Here is a 14,989-nt window from a genome sequence, read left to right on the forward strand (position 1 = left end):
GCGACCCCTCGAACGACGACAGCGGCCCCACGTGCGGCCGCGGACGGAGGACTCGTGCCCGACACTGCTGGGCTCCGCCTCGGAGACCATGCCATTGCCGACAGTGCCGAGGAGCTCGCCTACCTCCGCTGGAACGACGCGGTCTGCGCGGCGTTCTTCGGCCCGGAGCGGGCGGGAGAGCTGATCTACCTCGACCTCGACGACAAGACGCTCGCCGCGATCGGCGAGGAGCGCGGCCTCGACGGGCCCTCGACCCTGCGGGCGCTCGCCGACTCGGTGACGCCCCTGCTGGTGACCGAGGACGGGCGGCGCTCGGTGTTCGACGTGTTCAACCGGCTCAACGGCCAGTGGTACCGCGCCACCCGCCGCAGCCTGGACTCCATCGCGGAGATCCCGCCGCCGCCCGTCGTCGCCCTGCTCGCCCTGTTCGCGCTCGCCGGGCGGCACATGTCGACCCTGGCCGCGCGCACGGGCAACAAGTCCGTCTCCACGTTCTTCCTGCCCCTGACCGTGCTCCTGCAGGCCGGCCCGGAGAACGCGAAGGCCCTCGAGTCCTCCTTCAAGAAGGACACCGAGGCGTACTGGGACGCGCTGCGCTACTGGCTCGAGCTGCGCAACGGCGAGATCGGGCTGCCCACGGCGTACGCGGTGAACCAGCGGCCGGTCGGGCTCGCGCTGTCCCAGACGATGTTCGGCGAGGCCGAGCGGCGCCAGCTGCACCGCATGTTCGAGGACCTGGGGATGACCACCGCGCAGGGGCTCTCCGCCGCCGAGCTCGGGGTCTACCTCGACTTCTGGCTCGACATGGCCGAGACGAAGGCGTCCAAGGCCATGAAGCAGGTCTGGGCGAACCCCCTCACCCGCGAGCCCGGTCTCGAGATCGCGCTCGCGGAGCTCGCGGTCTGGGAGCAGTCCCGCGAGCAGGCCCGCGCCGAGGTCCGCGCGAACGGCCGGGGGCCCGGCCGCAGCGCCGTGAAGTCCTGCTCGCTGTCCCTCACGGACAGCACCGACTACGTGGGCAACCCCGTGTTCGAGCTCGGCTTCGTGGTGCCCAAGCGCTTCCTCTCCGGCCGGGAGGTGGAGCTCGAGACCACGGCGGGGCCCCGCACCGTGTTCCTGTCCTTCATCGGGGACGCCTTCCTGGGGGTCTCCGCCTACACCGCGCGGATGGACCCGGGGACGCTGCTGGGCGGGACCCTGCAGCTCAGCGCCGGGGACGTGCGCTTCGAGCGCCACCCGCGTCCCGTCGTCATCTTCGCGAAGGACGGGTTCTCGGACACCTTCATCTCCGTGGACCACATCCCCGCGGCCTGGCCGTGCCGGATCATGGTCCGGGACGAGCCGGAGTGGATCGCCCAGATCAAGCGGATCCTCGACGACTCCGCCTCCCCGGACTACCGCTTCGTGGAGGCCGGCAGCCACGGCCTCGCCGAGGGGTGGGTGATGTTCGACGACGTGCAGGTGCTGCGCGCGGGCAACCCGGAGCTGACCGCGAACGACAACTTCTCCGGCCTGGTGCCCCGTCTCGTGCCCGCCGTGACCCTCTCCGGCGGGCTGCGGATCCCCGGCGACGTGGTGCGCTGGTCCGCGCTGCGCCCGCCGCAGGTGACCATCACCTCGGACACGGACGCGCCCCTCACCGTGGAGTGCGAGTGGCGCAACCCGCACTCCTTCAAGCTGGAGAAGGCCAAGCTCGTGGAGGGGCGTGTGCCCCCGTTCCAGATCTCGCTGCACGGCACGCCGATGGCGCGGGCGGACCGGACCCTCAAGCCCAACGACTACACCCTCGTCCTCAAGGCGGGGCGCACGGTCCGGCAGCGCCGCGAGTTCAAGCTCCGCGACTCGTCCTTCCACCTGACCCAGCGCTCCCTCGGCTACGAGGGCGAGATGGTGCACGTCGAGGAGGAGCCCCTGTGGCCCGTCACCGCGGGCATCGTGGCGGAGCTGCCCGAGCGGTACGTGCAGGGCGCGTTCGACAACCTGCCCGCACGGGAGGCCGCCGGGGACCACGAGGTCCCCGGCGCCCCGGGCTGGCACTCCTCGGAGGGGCAGCTGCTGCTCGAGCGCACCAACGCGCTGCCCGAGCCGGAGGGGCGCTCCTGCCTGGCCACCGGCCGGCACCGCATCGTGCTGCCGGCCATGGAGCCCAAGGCGAAGGCGCCGTGGATCTTCGGGCAGTGCGCCCAGTGCGGGCTGCAGAAGCGCTATCCGGGCCGGCTCACGAAGCCCTCCGCGCTCACCTCCACCGGCTCCGTGGAGGCGCTGCGCTTCATCGGCCCGGACGAGGGGGAGTACCCGACGTCCTGGGCGCCGTTCCGGGACGCCCTCACGTTCCTGGGCGGCGGGAAGCGCTCGAGCCTGTCCATCGTGGCCCGCCAGCTCGAGGACTCCGAGCGGTTCGAGGAGTGGTTCGTGGGCCACCTGCAGGCCCTCGGCTTCCTCGAGGTGGTCCGCGACGAGCACTGGACCGTGCGGCGCTGGCAGGTCTGCGGGCCCTCGCTCACCCAGCTCGTGGACGGCTCCGTGCTGCTCACGGGCGGCTGGACCCCGGAGAAGGAGGCCGTGGTCGCGGAGGCGGCCGCGGCCCAGGAGGCGTCCGTGGTGGTGCTCTCCCCGGAGGACCACGGGACCACCCTGCTGCAGGACGTGGACCTCGGGACGCTGCAGGAGGCGCTGCCGGTGGGGCTGTGCGACGTCGTCTTCGACGCCGGGCCCGCGATGCTGGAGACCCTGCCCCCGCTGTCCGAGGTCGAGGAGCAGCTGCGGCGCGCGGAGATGCAGTACAACGGGGTGGCCGAGCGCTTCGTCCCCGAGGACGCCACGTGGGAGCTCACCGAGGACCGGAACCGCCCGGGGCTGTACCGGATCAACCACCACCACCGGACCCGGTACGCGTTCCGCACCCCGGCCGACGTCGAGTCCGGCCACGCCCGGTTCGTGGCCTCGGGCATCGGCAAGCACTTCGCGGCCCGGCAGGCGGGGGTGCCGATCGTCTCCTACGACCCCGAGCTGGAGCTGCTGTCCGTGCCCATCGGCGCGGAGCTGGCCGGGCTCTACGCCCGCGCCGCCGTCCTGTGCTCCGGGCTGCTGCCCGCCAAGGTGGACGAGGACTTCTCGCTCAACTACGGGGACGTCACGCCCGAGTTCGCCCAGGCCCTGGTGGACAAGCTCATGAGCTGAGCTGAGCTGAGTGGGCGGCCGGGACGGACGGGCCCGGGTCGGTGTGCGACCCGGGGCCCGTCCGCGCCCGGTCCGGCGGCGGGGGTGCTGCGCGGGACGCGCTCAGGCGTCCGCGGCGATCAGCTCCGCCGCGCGCTCCCCGATCATGTAGACGGTGATGTTGGGGTTCACCGTGGTCAGCTCCGGCATCACCGAGGCGTCGGCCACGCGCAGGCCCGCCACTCCCTTGACCCGCAGCTGCGGGTCGAGCGGGGACATCGGGTCGTCGGCCGGTCCCATCCGGCAGGACCCGGCCGGGTGGTAGACGGTGTTGTGGGTGCGCCGGACGTAGTCGGCGATCTCCTCGTCGGTCTGCACGTCCGGGCCCGGGAACAGTTCCGCACCGGCCCACTCGGCCAGCGCCGACTGGGCGACGATCTCCCGGGCCCTGCGGATCCCGGCGGTCATGATGCGCAGGTCGTAGCCCTCGGGGTCGGTGAAGTAGCGGGGGTCGACCCGGGGCTTGTCCCGGAAGTCCCGCGAGCGCAGTCGCACCGTGCCACGGGAGCGCGCATGGGTGACGTTCGGGGTGAGGCAGAAGGCGTTGTCCGAGGTGGGGTAGCCCTGCCGGTAGGTGTGCAGGTCGAAGTTGACCGAGCCGTAGTGCATCATCAGGTCCGGCCGGTCGGTGTCCGGGTCCACCTGGGTGAAGATCCCGGCCTCCCACCACTGGGTGGACTCGGTGACCATGGGCCGGCGGGCCTCCCACTGGAGCACGCCCTCGGGGTGGTCCTGCAGGTGCTCGCCGACGCCGGGGGCGTCCACGAGCACGTCCACGCCGACCTCGCGCAGGTGCTCGGCGGGTCCGATCCCGGAGAGCATCAGCAGCTTGGGGGTGTCGATGGCGCCGGCGGAGACGACCACCTCGCGGCGGGCGCGCACGGTCCGGGACGTGCCGAAGGCGTTGTCGACCACCTCGACGCCGGTCGCCCGGCCGTCCTCGACGACCACGCGCTTGGCCTGGGTCGAGTGCAGGACCGTGAGGTTGTCCCGGTCGGCGGCCGGGTGCAGGTAGGACACGGACGAGGACGCCCGGGTGCCGTCGGCGCGGCGGTTGACCTGGAAGAAGTTCGCGCCGTTGACCACGGTCTTGCCGGTGTTGAAGGTGGTGCGCGGGATCCCCGCCTGCTCGCAGGCCTCGAGCAGGGCGACGCCGCACGGGTCGTCGTCCGGGATCTGCATCAGGTGCACGGGCCCGTCGTGGCCGTGGTGGGCGCCCTCGTCGTCGTTGGTCTCGAGCTTCTGGTAGAGCCGGAAGGCGGTCTCGGCGTTCCAGCCCTCGGCGCCGTGGACCTCCTCCCACTCGTCCAGGTCCTCGGCCGGGGCCCAGAACGCGATGCACGAGTTGTGCGACGAGCAGCCGCCCAGCACCTTGGCGCGGGCCATGCGCATGTGCGAGTTGCCGTTCTCCTGCTCCTCGACGGGGTAGTCCCAGTCGTAGCCGGACTCCAGCAGCTCCATCCACCGGCTGAGGGTCAGCACCTCGTCGATGCCCCGGTCGTGCGGTCCGGCCTCGATCAGCCCGACGCTCACGGACGGGTCCTCGGACAGGCGGGCGGCGACGACGGCGCCGGCGGAGCCGCCGCCGACCACCAGGTAGTCGAACTCCTGCGGGGTCTCGGGCGCTGGGGTGGTGCTGGGCGTGGTCATGTCTCTCCTTGGGAAGGTCTCGGGAAGTTTTCGGGGCGTGGCAGTTCTAGGGGCGCGCCGGCGTCGTCGTCGTGCGGGCGACGACGACGCCGGGCGGGCACGGGTCAGGGTGCGGCGAACCAGCCGGTCACGGCGGGGGCCGTGTTCTGGTAGACGTGCTTGAGCTCCTGGTACTCGCCCAGGCCGGTGGGGCCGAGCTCGCGCCCGACGCCCGACTGCTTCATCCCGCCCCACTCCGCCTGCGGCAGGTAGGGGTGGAAGTCGTTGATCCAGATCGTGCCGTGGCGCAGCCGGCCCGCCACGCGGTGGGCGCGGCCGGCGTCCGCGGTCCACACGGCCCCGGCGAGGCCGTAGATCGTGTCGTTGCCGATCTCGACGGCCTCGTCCTCGGTGCGGAAGGTCTCGACCGTGACGGTGGGGCCGAAGGCCTCGTCGTGCACGCAGTCCATCTCGCGGGTGCAGCGGTCGATCACGGTGGGCGGGTAGAAGAAGCCCTGTCCGAGGTCCAGCGACCCGTCGGCGGACGTCCCGGTGGAGTGCTCGCCGCCGGTGCGGACGCGCGCCCCCTGCTCGCGGGCGCGCTCCACGTACGCGTGCACCTTCTCGCGCTGGGCCGCCGAGATGAGGGGGCCGGTCTCGGCCTGCTCGTCGAAGGGGCCGCCGAGGCGGATCCGCTCGGCCCGGCGGACGAGCTCGTCGACGAAGCGCTCGGCGATCGGCTCCTCGACCACCAGGCGCGCCCCGGCCGAGCAGACCTGCCCGGAGTGCACGAACGCGGCGTTGAGGGCGTTGTCCACGGCGGCGTCGAAGTCGGCGTCCGCGAAGACCACGTTGGGGTTCTTGCCGCCGAGCTCCAGGGCGACCTTCTTCACGGTGGGCGCGGCGGCGGCCGCGATCCGCCGGCCGGTCAGCACGCCGCCGGTGAAGGAGACGAGGTCCACGTCGGGGGAGGAGGACAGCGGCGCGCCCGCCTCGGCGCCGGCGCCCAGCACGAGGTTGGCCACGCCGTCGGGCAGGCCGACCTCCTGGAGGACCTGCATCATCAGGATCGCCGTGTGCGGGGTGAGCTCGGCGGGCTTGAGCACGAAGGTGCACCCGGCGGCGATCGCCGGGGCGATCTTCCACGCGGCCTGGAGCAGCGGGTAGTTCCAGGGCGTGATCATCCCGCACACGCCCACGGGCTCGGTGACGACCTTCGAGACCACGGTGGGGTCCTCGGCGTCGACGACGCGCCCGGCCTGCTCCGCGGCGGCCTTGCCGAAGTACGTGAAGCACGCGGCGATGTCGTCCATGTCGATCTCGGACTCGACCAGCCGCTTGCCGGTGTCGAGGGACTCGGCGCGGGCGAACTCGTCCTTGCGCTCGCGCAGCCGGGCCGCGACCCGCAGCAGCAGGTCCCCGCGCTCCGGGGCAGGCACGGACGACCAGCGGCCGTCGTCGAAGGCGCGGCGGGCCGCGGCGATCGCGCGCTCGGTGTCCTGCGCGGTCGCCTCGGCGACGGTGCCGACCTCGGCGCCGTCGGCGGGGCAGACGATGGTGCGGGTGCCGCCCTCGGCGGCGGCCTGCCACTGGCCGTCGATGAACAAGGTGCTGCTCACGGGTGTGCCTCCTTCGCCGCGGGGATCTGCCCCGTCGGCACGTCGTGGATGTCGGTGGACCAGTCGGGGTGGCCCTGCTCGCCGTCCTGGATGACGGACGGCCCGTCGTGGATGCTCAGGAAGGCCAGGTGCGCCTCCCAGCTGTCGAGGACGTCGTTGATGACCTGCTCGTGGCTCCAGTCCATGACGTCCGTGCCCTGGGAGCCGGTCTCGTTGAAGACCTCCAGGCGGTAGTACAGGTCGGAGTCCGGGTTGGTGCGGAACCCGCCGAAGGCCGGCACGGGTGTGGCCACCGGATAGATCTGGTAGCAGAAGTCCCGGTCCTCGCCCATCCGCACGGTCAGCGTGTGCTCGGACAGGTCCTGGTAGCCGACCACCGAGCTGGTGAGCTCGGCGTCGAGGCCCTGGGCCCGGAACTCCTCGACGACCTCCGCGAGGGCGGGGACGAGCGCCTCGTCCTCGTAGCGGCGCACGGCCTTCGGGCCCGGGAACGAGCCGGTCCGGGAGAGCCGCCGGCGCCAGTGGCTGTCCGGGCCGGGGATGCGGGACGCGGCCGCGGAGCGGCGGGTGGAGCTGCGCCCCTCGCGCTGGGAGCGCTCGGCGCGCAGGGCCTTCCAGAACCCGATCATGACCAGGTACATCACGATCGAGAAGGGCAGGCCGATGATCAGCGTGGCGGCCTGCAGGGTCGGCACCCCGCCCACCAGCAGCATCGCCAGGGTCAGCAGCCCGGTGGCGGCGGCCCAGAAGATGCGCAGCCACTTGGGCCCGTCCTGGGTGGGGTCCTGGATCGTCGAGGTGAACGTCGACATCACGAGCGCGCCCGAGTCGGCGCTCGTGACGTAGAACAGCAGCCCGGCCAGCGAGGCGAGCGCGATGAGCACCGGCGCGCCCGGGTACTGCTCGAGCAGCGAGTAGAACGCCCGCTCGGGGGTGTTCATGGCGGCCTGGCCGAAGGCGTCGTCGCCGCCCGTGACGATCGCCAGGGCGCTGTTGCCGAAGACCGAGACCAGGATGAGGATGAACAGGAACGGCACGGTCAGGGTCGCGATCACGAACTCGCGCAGGGTGCGGCCCCGGGAGATCCGCGCCAGGAACAGGCCGACGAACGGCGCCCAGGCGATCCACCAGGCCCAGAAGAAGAGGGTCCACCCCGCCATCCACTCCGCCGCACCGGTGTAGGCGAACGTCTCCATGGTCATCCCCGGCAGCGAGGAGACGTAGTCGCCGAGGTTCTGCACCGTGGCGTCGAGCAGGAACGAGGTCCGGCCGGCCACGAGCACCCAGACGATCAGCGCCACGGCCATGAGCACGTTGAGCTCGGAGAGCCTGCGGATGCCCTTGTCCACGCCCGAGACGCACGAGGCGGTGGCCATCACCACGGCCACAACGATCAGCCCGATCTGCGCCGCGGTCCCCTCCTCGATCCCGAAGAGCAGGTAGAGGCCGTAGTTGAGCTGCACCACGCCGATGCCCAGCGAGGTGGCCACGCCGAAGATCGTGCCGAGCAGCGCCGCGATGTCCACGACGTCCCCCGTGCGCCCCTGCACCCGCTTGCCGATCAGCGGGTAGAGGGCCGAACGGATGCTCAGGGGCATGTTCCACCGGTAGGCGAAGTAGCCGAAGGCCATGCCCATCAGCGCGTACATCGCCCAGCCCGTGACGCCGTAGTGGAACAGCGTCCACACCACGGCCATGCGGGTGGCCTCGGCCGTCCCGCCCTCCCCGGCGGGCGGGCCGTAGTACTGGGTGACGGGCTCGGCCACGGAGAAGAACAGCAGGTCGATGCCGATGCCGGCGGCGAAGAGCATCGCGGTCCAGGTGAACAGGTTGTACTGCGGCTTCGAGTGGTCGGGGCCCATCTTGATGGTCCCCTCGCGGGAGAACGCCACGACCAGGACGAAGACCGTCACCACCGTGGCGGTGAGGACGTAGAACCAGCCCATGTTGGTCGCGATCCAGCCGACCACGGCGCTGATCACCGCGGAGGCCTGGTCGGGGGCGAGGATCGCCCACAGGGAGAACAGGACGATGGTGATGCCCGAGCCGGCGAAGACCGTCCGGTTCACGGCCGGCCGGGAGCGCCCGGCGGGTGGGGTGCCGCTCTCGGGCGGTGACTGGTGCAGGGCGGAAGTCATGGGACGAGTCCTCCTGGAAGTGGTGATCCGGGTCGGGGAGCACCTGCCGGGTCCAGCGCGGACCGGGCAGGGGCGGGACGTCGTCGTGCCCGCGGACCGGTGCGGCGGCCGAAACCCGCGCCCCGGGGATGCTCAACATCGTGTCACCACCCTTCCGGTTGGTAAAGTTCTTTCTCATGAGCACCTCCTCCCGCGAGCGCATCCTCGACGGCGCCCTCGAGCTGATCCGGGGCGGCGGCACGGTCTCCCTGGCGTCGGCCGCGCGGCAGGCGGGTCTGACCAAGCCCGGGGTGATGTACCACTTCCCCACCAAGGAGGCGCTGATGCTCGCCCTGGTGGACCGGGTGATGGACGGCTGGGACGCGCAGATGGCCCGCCGCCTGCCCGGCCCCCCGGAGCAGGTGCCCGCGGCGGAACGGCTGCGCGCCTACCTCGACTGGTGCCTGTCCGGGGAGGTCGACGAGACCGACCTCGTGATGCTCACCGACCAGCGGCTGCGCGCCACGCTCAAGGAGCGCTGGGTCGCGCGGGTGGAGCCGTGGGTGCACCTGCCCGCGGACCTGCCCGCCGAGCGCCGGAGCCGGCTGCTGGCCGTGCGGCTGCTCGCCGACGGCGTGTGGTTCGCCGACGCCGCGGGCGTCTTCGCCCCCGACCCGCAGGAACGGGCCCGGGTCAGGGCGGTCGCCGACGAGCTCCTGGAGGGCTGAGCCGTGCTGCGCCGGCTGCTGCTGCTCGCCGCCGTGCTCGCCGAGGTGGCGGCCACACTGTCGCTGAAGGCGGCTCTGGACGAGCCCGCCTGGTACGCGCTCGTCGTCGCCGGCTACCTCGCCGCGTTCACCCTCCTGGCGGCCGTGCTGCGCCGCGGCATGCCGGTGGGGGTCGCCTACGGCGTGTGGGCCGCCCTCGGGGTGATGCTCACCGCTCTGTCGGCGGCCGTGGTCTACGGTGAGCGGCTGAGCCCGGCCGTGCTGGCCGGGATCGTGCTGGTCGTGGCCGGCGTGCTCTGCGTGGAGCTCGGCTCCCGCCGCCCCGCCCCCGAGACCGAGGAGGCGGCCTGATGGCCTGGCTCTTCCTCAGTGTCTCGATCCTCACCGAGGTCGCCGGAACCCTGTCCCTGCGGATGGCAGCCCGGGGCCGCCGCCGCTGGTACGCCGCCGTGGCCGTCGGCTACCTGGTGGCGTTCACCTGCCTGAGCCTCGTCCTGGCCGAGGGCATGGCGCTGGGCGTCGCCTACGGCATCTGGTCGGCCTCCGGCGTGGCGCTGACGGCACTGGCCGGCCGGGTCCTGTTCCGCGAGCCGTTCACCTGGGTGACGGCGGCCGGGGTGGCCCTCATCGCCGGCGGAGTGCTCCTCATCGAGCTCGGCGCCCCGCCGGTCTGAGCGGTCCCCGGTGCCGGGCCGGGTCCGGCGCCCCGTCCCGGGTGGTGCGGCGCCGGATCTCGTGTAGAGTAGTCCGCAGTTGTTGAGGTTCGTTTTTGTCTTTCAAGCAGTTCGGCCCACTCGGGTGCAGCAGTTTTTCTGAGAAGACGTTTTCCATGCATCACAACTGTTTTGTTTCTCGAACGTCGGGAAACGTTCATCTCATGAAGGATCAGGTCTCCCATGACTACCGGTATCGTCAAGTGGTTCAACGCTGACAAGGGCTTCGGCTTCATCACCCCCGAGGACGGCTCCAAGGACGTCTTCGCCCACTTCTCCGCGATCAACTCGAACGGCTTCCGCTCGCTGAACGAGAACGACCGCGTCGAGTTCGAGACCCAGGACGGCCCCAAGGGCCCCCAGGCTGCGAACATCAACGTCATCTCCTAAGGATCTTCCGCGGGCTCCGGCCCGTTGATCCTCCAGAACCGTCGTCGGGCTGCGCCCGGCGGCGGTTCTGTCGTCGTACCCGCCGAGCAGCACCGGGAGGAAGCGCCGTGACCGTTCCCGATCCGCTCCCCGCCGCGGAGGAGCCGGAGGACCCCTTCGTGGTGAACCGGGTCTCCGACGCCGAGCTGGACGTCTCCGTGCCGTTCGAGGTCGAGGCCTCCGAGTGGGGATTCGACGGCTCCGCCGACGAGGCCGGCGGCGGCTGGGGCTCGGCGGGGGACTACGGCCTCGAGTGAGCACCCCGCGGGTCCCACCGGCGCTCCGGACGTCACCGTCCTCCCGCACGACGGAGGCCGCAGCCCGACGGGCTGCGGCCTCCGTGCGCTCCTGTCCGCCGGCTATGCCGACAGCGGGAGGGACGAGGGGTGGAGCTTGAAGAACGGGTGCCGTCCGGTCGCCGCGAGGGCTCCGGGAACGAGGAGCTGGCGGTACTTGGCGCACCATTGCGCCGTACCCTCCGTGTGCTCCGCCGCGGCGGCCAGGTCGTCGGCCTCGGGGCTCAGGTACTCCTGCACGTCCCCGTCGGTCGACGTGAGACGGACGAGGTGGAGATCGGGGAGGGCGGTGACGGTCACGTCGATCCACTCCTCGCGCTGGTCGGTGGTGATGGCTGTTCTTTCTTCGGACATGGTCATGTTTTCTCCTGACGTTCTTGCAGGCATCCGATGGCGTTGCCCGCCGCTTCGTCATCCGATCCACCCGGGAACATCGGGTTGGCGCGCAGCGGGTCGGAGCCCCTCCACGGTTCCGCCGGGGATCGTCGATCTCCGGCCGAGGGCGTGGACGCCGCATCTCGAGAAGCAGGTTCAGGCTACCCCGCGGCACCGACACCTCGACAAGCGAGTCGTGAGTTGTGTCACTGAAACGTAATGCGCGGGGCCGTCGCCTGCGCCGTCCCCGGTACTACGGGACCCATTCCAGCGCAACGATGTGTCGTCGAGATGTCCGGGCGGTGACACCCCGGGGAAGGCCTGTGCACAGGAGGGGGCACCGGATCCGGCCGGGTCGCCGCACGCGGACACTGTTCGGCCGATGTGGTTCAATGGGGAGAGCTTCAAGAGACCCGGTCGGCAAGCTCCGACTTGACCGGGCACCAACCCCATGTTCACGGGTGGTTCGGATGACGAAGCGGCTCGCATCGCCGCAGCAGCGGTACCCGGTGCGAGCAAGAGCGCACGAAGGATCCCGGTCATGTCCGACCCCCGCCACTCCGCCGCCCGCACGGGCGCGTTCCCCCAGCCCTCCCACGCCGTCCCGGCCACCGGGGACGGGACCCGCCGCGACCCCGCGCCGAGCGTCCCGGCGATCAGCGTCTCCGCCATGAGCGTCGAGGACTACGCCCGCGTGGTGCAGGTCCGCACCGAGTTCGTGGACTTCCTGCTGGCTCCGGCCCGCGGGGAGCTCGCCGCCGCGGCCTGAGGCCCGCCGCCGTGGACCTCCTCCTGGACCGTTCCGTGCTGCTGGGGGTGCGCACCCCGGAGCGCTGCCCCGAGCTGGCCGAGGTCCTGCGCCGGCACGGACACCGGCGGCTGTTCCTGCCCGCCACGGTGCTCGGGGAGCTGCTCGCCGAGCGGCCCGACGAGACGCTGTGGGCGGAGCAGCTCGAGCTGCGCTTCCCGGGCCGGGTCCTCCCCGCGGACGCCGCCGTGGCCCGGGCGTGGGGAGCGCTGGCCGCGACGGGGGCGGCCGATCCGCTCGCCGGGCTCACCGCGGCCACGGCCCTGGTCCACGGGCTGACCGTGCTGACCGCGGAGCCGGGGCGGTACGCCGGCACCGGGGCGCCCGTGCTGGACGCGTCCCCCGCCCGCCGGTAGCCCTCAGACGGCCCGGCGGTGCCGGCGGCTGCGCCCCTGCCCCTGCGCCGAGAGCGCCACGGCGCGCTCGTAGTGCTCGAGCAGCTGCCCGACCAGCACGTCCCACGTCCGGCCCTGGACCGCCGCGTGCGCCGCGACGCCGAACGCGGCCCGCTTCGCCTCGTCGCCCAGGAGATCCGCCACGTGCCCGCGCAGCGCCCCGAGGTCGCCCGGGGGATAGAGCCAGCCGGTGCGGGACCGGTCCACGAGGTCGAGGGGACCGCCCCGGCCGGTCGCGACCACCGGCACCCCCGAGGCCATGGCCTCCTGGATCGTCTGGCAGAACGTCTCGAACTCGCCGGGGTGGACGAACACGTCGAAGGACGCCATGATGCGCGCCAGGTCGGCACCGCTGCGGCGCCCGGTGAAGTGGGCCTGCGGGAGCCGGCGGCGCAGGGCGTCCTCCTCCGGGCCCGAGCCCACGACCACCAGGCGGGTGCCGGGCAGGTCCGCGACCGCGGAGAGGTCCTCGACCTGCTTCTCCGGGGCGATCCGGCCCACGTAGCCGACGATCCGCCGGCCGCCGCCGACCTCCTCCCGCCACCGCTCGTCCCGGTGCCGGGGGGAGAAGCGGGTGGTGTCCACCCCGCGCCGCCACAGGTGCACGTCCTGGACGCCGTGCTCGGTGAGCTGCCGGACCGCCGCGGTGGACGGCGCGAGCGTGAGCGTGGCGAGGTTGTGCATGGAGCGCACGTGCCCCCACAGGAGCTGCTCGAGGAACGGGGCCCCGTACTTGGCCGCGTAGCCGGGCACGTCGGTCTGGTAGACCGCCACGCACGGCACCCCGAGCTGCTGGGCCGCCAGGATCGCCCGGCGGCCCAGCACGAACGGGGAGGCCACGTGGACCACGTCCGGCCGGAAGCGCTCCAGCTGCCGCCGCACCCGGGCCACGGTCCCGCCGGCCACCCGCACGGCGGGGTAGCCGGTGAGCGGAACGGCGGGCAGCCGGTGCACCGGCACCCCGTCGAGGTCCTCGACGACCTGCTCCGCCGGGCGCCCGAGCGGCGCGGGGTCGTAGGAGGGCGCCACGACCACGACGTCGTGCCCGCCGGCGACCAGCTGCTCGACGACCCGCAGCACCGAGTGGGTGACTCCGTTGAGGTGGGGGAGGAACTGCTCGGCGACCACGGCGACTCTCATGCTCCCGAGCCTGCCGGGGCCGGGCGACCGGACGGCGAGCGGGGCGTGGCCCGCCGGTGAAGGCGCCGTGAAGCCTCGGCCGGGGTGCCGCCCGGGCGTGGGAGGATGGTCGGTGATGAACTCCCAAGGCCTGTCCTCCCCCGCTGCACGCCCGGACCGCCGGGGTGTGCCCATGCCGCTGTGGCTGCAGGGCGTGCTGGAACTCGGCTCCGTGGCCGTGGTGTCCTACCTGCTGGTCCTGCTGACCGTCCTCATGGTGTGGCTCGCCGACGGCTTCGACACCCTCGGCCTGACCGGCGGGTTCGTGCTCTCCGGTCACGTGTGGCTGCTCGCCCACCTCACCCCGCTCCAGGTGGCCCTGGACCCGGGCGCAGGGCTGCCCGCGACCACCGGGACGCTCAACCTCGTCCCGCTCGGGCTCACCCTGGTGCCGTTCGCCCTCTCCTGGCACGCCGGGAGACGGCTGGCCCGCGCCTGCTGGGAGGGCCAGTTCTGGCAGCCGTACCTCAGCGGACTGGCCGCCTACTCCGCGTTCGGCGCCGCCGCCGCGCTGCTCTTCAGCGGAGGGGAGGTCTCGGCGAGCCCGGCCGCGGCCGCCGTCTTCCCGCTCGTCCCCGTGGCCCTGGGCGGCTTCGTGGGCGCGTACCGGGCCTCCCGGTCGCTGCCGGGACTGATCGGCGTCAACGCCGCCGCGTGGGTCGAGCGCACGAGCCAGTACTCCCGCTGGGCCGGGTCCTACGTGTGGGCGGTGCTGCGCGCCGGCTTCGTCGCGGCCGTGGCCGGGGTCGGGGCCGGGGCCGCCCTGCTGGCCGCCGCCCTGTTCTGGAACTGGAACGACGTGGTGGGCGTCTACCAGCGGCTGGGCACCGGCGTGCCGGGGGACACCGCGCTGACGGGACTCCAGCTCGGCTACCTGCCCAACCTCGCGGTCTACGCCCTGGCCTGGGCCACGGGCGCGGGCTTCGAGCTCGGCTCCGGCACGCACGCCTCTCCGCTGGGCACCGAGGCCGGGCCCGTGCCGCTGCTCCCGGCGCTCGCCGCGCTGCCGCCCGCCGAGCTCCCGGCCTGGGCGCTCGTGGTGGTCGTGCTGCCGGTCCTGGCCGGCGTCCTCGCCGGCTGGTGGTTCCTGCGCGAGGGGGAGAACCACCTGGACGACTGGATGGCGCTGCGGCTGCCCGCGCGCTGGATCACGTACCCGCTCTCGACGCTGCTGACAGGGGTCTTCGTGGGCGCCGTCGCCGGCGTGCTGGTGATGCTCCTGAGCTGGCTCGCGCACGGCTCGCTGGGGCTCGGGCGGCTCACGGACGTGGGACCGGACGGTCCCGCCGTGCTGCTGCTGTTCGGCGCCGAGGTGGCCGTCGGGGCGGCGGTCGGCTGTGTGCTGGGACCGTGGCTCGAGCACGAGCCGCCGTTCGCGCCGCCCCGCGGCGGCGAGGACGGCGAGGACCGGACGCCGGCCGGCCGGCGGGCAGCGCGCCGGCGGCGCCGGGAGGAGACCGCGGCCCGGCGCGCCATGCGCTC

The 14,989-nt window shown here is 72.8% G+C and carries 14 protein-coding genes and 1 riboswitch; of the genes, 9 read left to right on the plus strand and 5 right to left on the minus strand.

Annotated elements, in window-relative coordinates; translation table 11 throughout:
* Nucleotides 1–54: 54 nt before the first annotated feature.
* Nucleotides 55–3,180 carry a hypothetical protein gene (locus CK505_RS08990; protein WP_035926970.1) on the plus strand — a complete coding sequence of 1,042 codons (3,126 nt, stop codon included), beginning with the start codon at nucleotides 55–57 and terminating at the stop codon, nucleotides 3,178–3,180.
* Between the two features lie 102 nt (nucleotides 3,181–3,282).
* Here the strand turns inward: CK505_RS08990 and CK505_RS08995 are convergent, their stop codons facing one another.
* The 3 genes from CK505_RS08995 to betT all read right to left on the minus strand — a co-directional run bounded on the left by CK505_RS08995 (nucleotide 3,283) and on the right by betT (nucleotide 8,605).
* Nucleotides 3,283–4,869, minus strand: coding sequence for a GMC family oxidoreductase (locus tag CK505_RS08995; RefSeq protein WP_095650858.1), 1,587 nt, complete (start codon nucleotides 4,867–4,869; stop codon nucleotides 3,283–3,285).
* 104 nt (nucleotides 4,870–4,973) lie between these two features.
* Entirely contained in the window at nucleotides 4,974–6,467 is a 1,494-nt protein-coding gene (locus CK505_RS09000) for an aldehyde dehydrogenase family protein (RefSeq protein ID WP_095650859.1), read from the minus strand.
* Complete coding sequence (gene betT / locus CK505_RS09005; RefSeq protein WP_017832151.1) at nucleotides 6,464–8,605, minus strand: choline BCCT transporter BetT; 2,142 nt, start codon at nucleotides 8,603–8,605, stop codon at nucleotides 6,464–6,466. Before betT ends, CK505_RS09000 begins: the two co-directional genes overlap by 4 nt.
* A 176-nt stretch (nucleotides 8,606–8,781) precedes the next feature.
* Here betT and CK505_RS09010 point away from each other — a divergent pair, with 176 nt between their 5' ends.
* The 5 genes from CK505_RS09010 to CK505_RS09030 all read left to right on the plus strand — a co-directional run bounded on the left by CK505_RS09010 (nucleotide 8,782) and on the right by CK505_RS09030 (nucleotide 10,711).
* The gene (locus CK505_RS09010) at nucleotides 8,782–9,312 is read left to right on the plus strand and encodes a TetR/AcrR family transcriptional regulator (protein ID WP_035926976.1); all 531 of its coding nucleotides are present in this window, start codon (nucleotides 8,782–8,784) and stop codon (nucleotides 9,310–9,312) included.
* 3 nt (nucleotides 9,313–9,315) lie between these two features.
* The gene (locus tag CK505_RS09015) at nucleotides 9,316–9,663 is read left to right on the plus strand and encodes a multidrug efflux SMR transporter (protein WP_095650860.1); all 348 of its coding nucleotides are present in this window, start codon (nucleotides 9,316–9,318) and stop codon (nucleotides 9,661–9,663) included.
* Nucleotides 9,663–9,986, plus strand: coding sequence for a multidrug efflux SMR transporter (locus CK505_RS09020; protein ID WP_017832154.1), 324 nt, complete (start codon nucleotides 9,663–9,665; stop codon nucleotides 9,984–9,986). The genes CK505_RS09015 and CK505_RS09020 overlap by 1 nt, the downstream gene beginning before the upstream one ends.
* Before the next feature lie 222 nt (nucleotides 9,987–10,208).
* A complete protein-coding gene (locus CK505_RS09025) occupies nucleotides 10,209–10,415 on the plus strand; it encodes a cold-shock protein (protein WP_017832155.1) in 207 nt (68 codons plus the stop codon).
* Nucleotides 10,416–10,522: 107 nt separating this feature from the next.
* A complete protein-coding gene (locus CK505_RS09030; protein ID WP_017832156.1) occupies nucleotides 10,523–10,711 on the plus strand; it encodes a hypothetical protein in 189 nt (62 codons plus the stop codon).
* 102 nt (nucleotides 10,712–10,813) lie between these two features.
* On the opposite strand, the gene CK505_RS09035 is transcribed toward CK505_RS09030, so the two are convergent.
* The gene (locus tag CK505_RS09035; protein ID WP_017832157.1) at nucleotides 10,814–11,110 is read right to left on the minus strand and encodes a hypothetical protein; all 297 of its coding nucleotides are present in this window, start codon (nucleotides 11,108–11,110) and stop codon (nucleotides 10,814–10,816) included.
* Nucleotides 11,111–11,527: 417 nt separating this feature from the next.
* Nucleotides 11,528–11,653, plus strand: a riboswitch (SAM riboswitch).
* Between the two features lie 13 nt (nucleotides 11,654–11,666).
* Between CK505_RS09035 and CK505_RS09040 the strand changes: the two genes are divergently transcribed.
* Both CK505_RS09040 and CK505_RS09045 read left to right on the plus strand, forming a co-directional pair.
* Nucleotides 11,667–11,894, plus strand: a complete 228-nt coding sequence (locus CK505_RS09040; protein WP_095650861.1) for a hypothetical protein — start codon at nucleotides 11,667–11,669, stop codon at nucleotides 11,892–11,894.
* An 11-nt stretch (nucleotides 11,895–11,905) separates the two neighbouring features.
* Nucleotides 11,906–12,289, plus strand: coding sequence for a PIN domain-containing protein (locus tag CK505_RS09045; RefSeq protein ID WP_017832159.1), 384 nt, complete (start codon nucleotides 11,906–11,908; stop codon nucleotides 12,287–12,289).
* Between the two features lie 3 nt (nucleotides 12,290–12,292).
* Here CK505_RS09045 and CK505_RS09050 read toward each other — a convergent pair whose 3' ends face one another.
* A complete protein-coding gene (locus CK505_RS09050) occupies nucleotides 12,293–13,468 on the minus strand; it encodes a glycosyltransferase family 1 protein (protein WP_031282317.1) in 1,176 nt (391 codons plus the stop codon).
* Between the two features lie 115 nt (nucleotides 13,469–13,583).
* Here CK505_RS09050 and CK505_RS09055 point away from each other — a divergent pair.
* A partial coding sequence (locus tag CK505_RS09055) for a DUF6350 family protein (RefSeq protein ID WP_255250920.1) occupies nucleotides 13,584–14,989 on the plus strand: 1,406 nt, incomplete at its 3' end.

It is taken from the genome of Kocuria sp. WN036, assembly GCF_002287015.1.
GTDB classification, from domain to species: Bacteria; Actinomycetota; Actinomycetes; order Actinomycetales; family Micrococcaceae; genus Kocuria; species Kocuria rosea.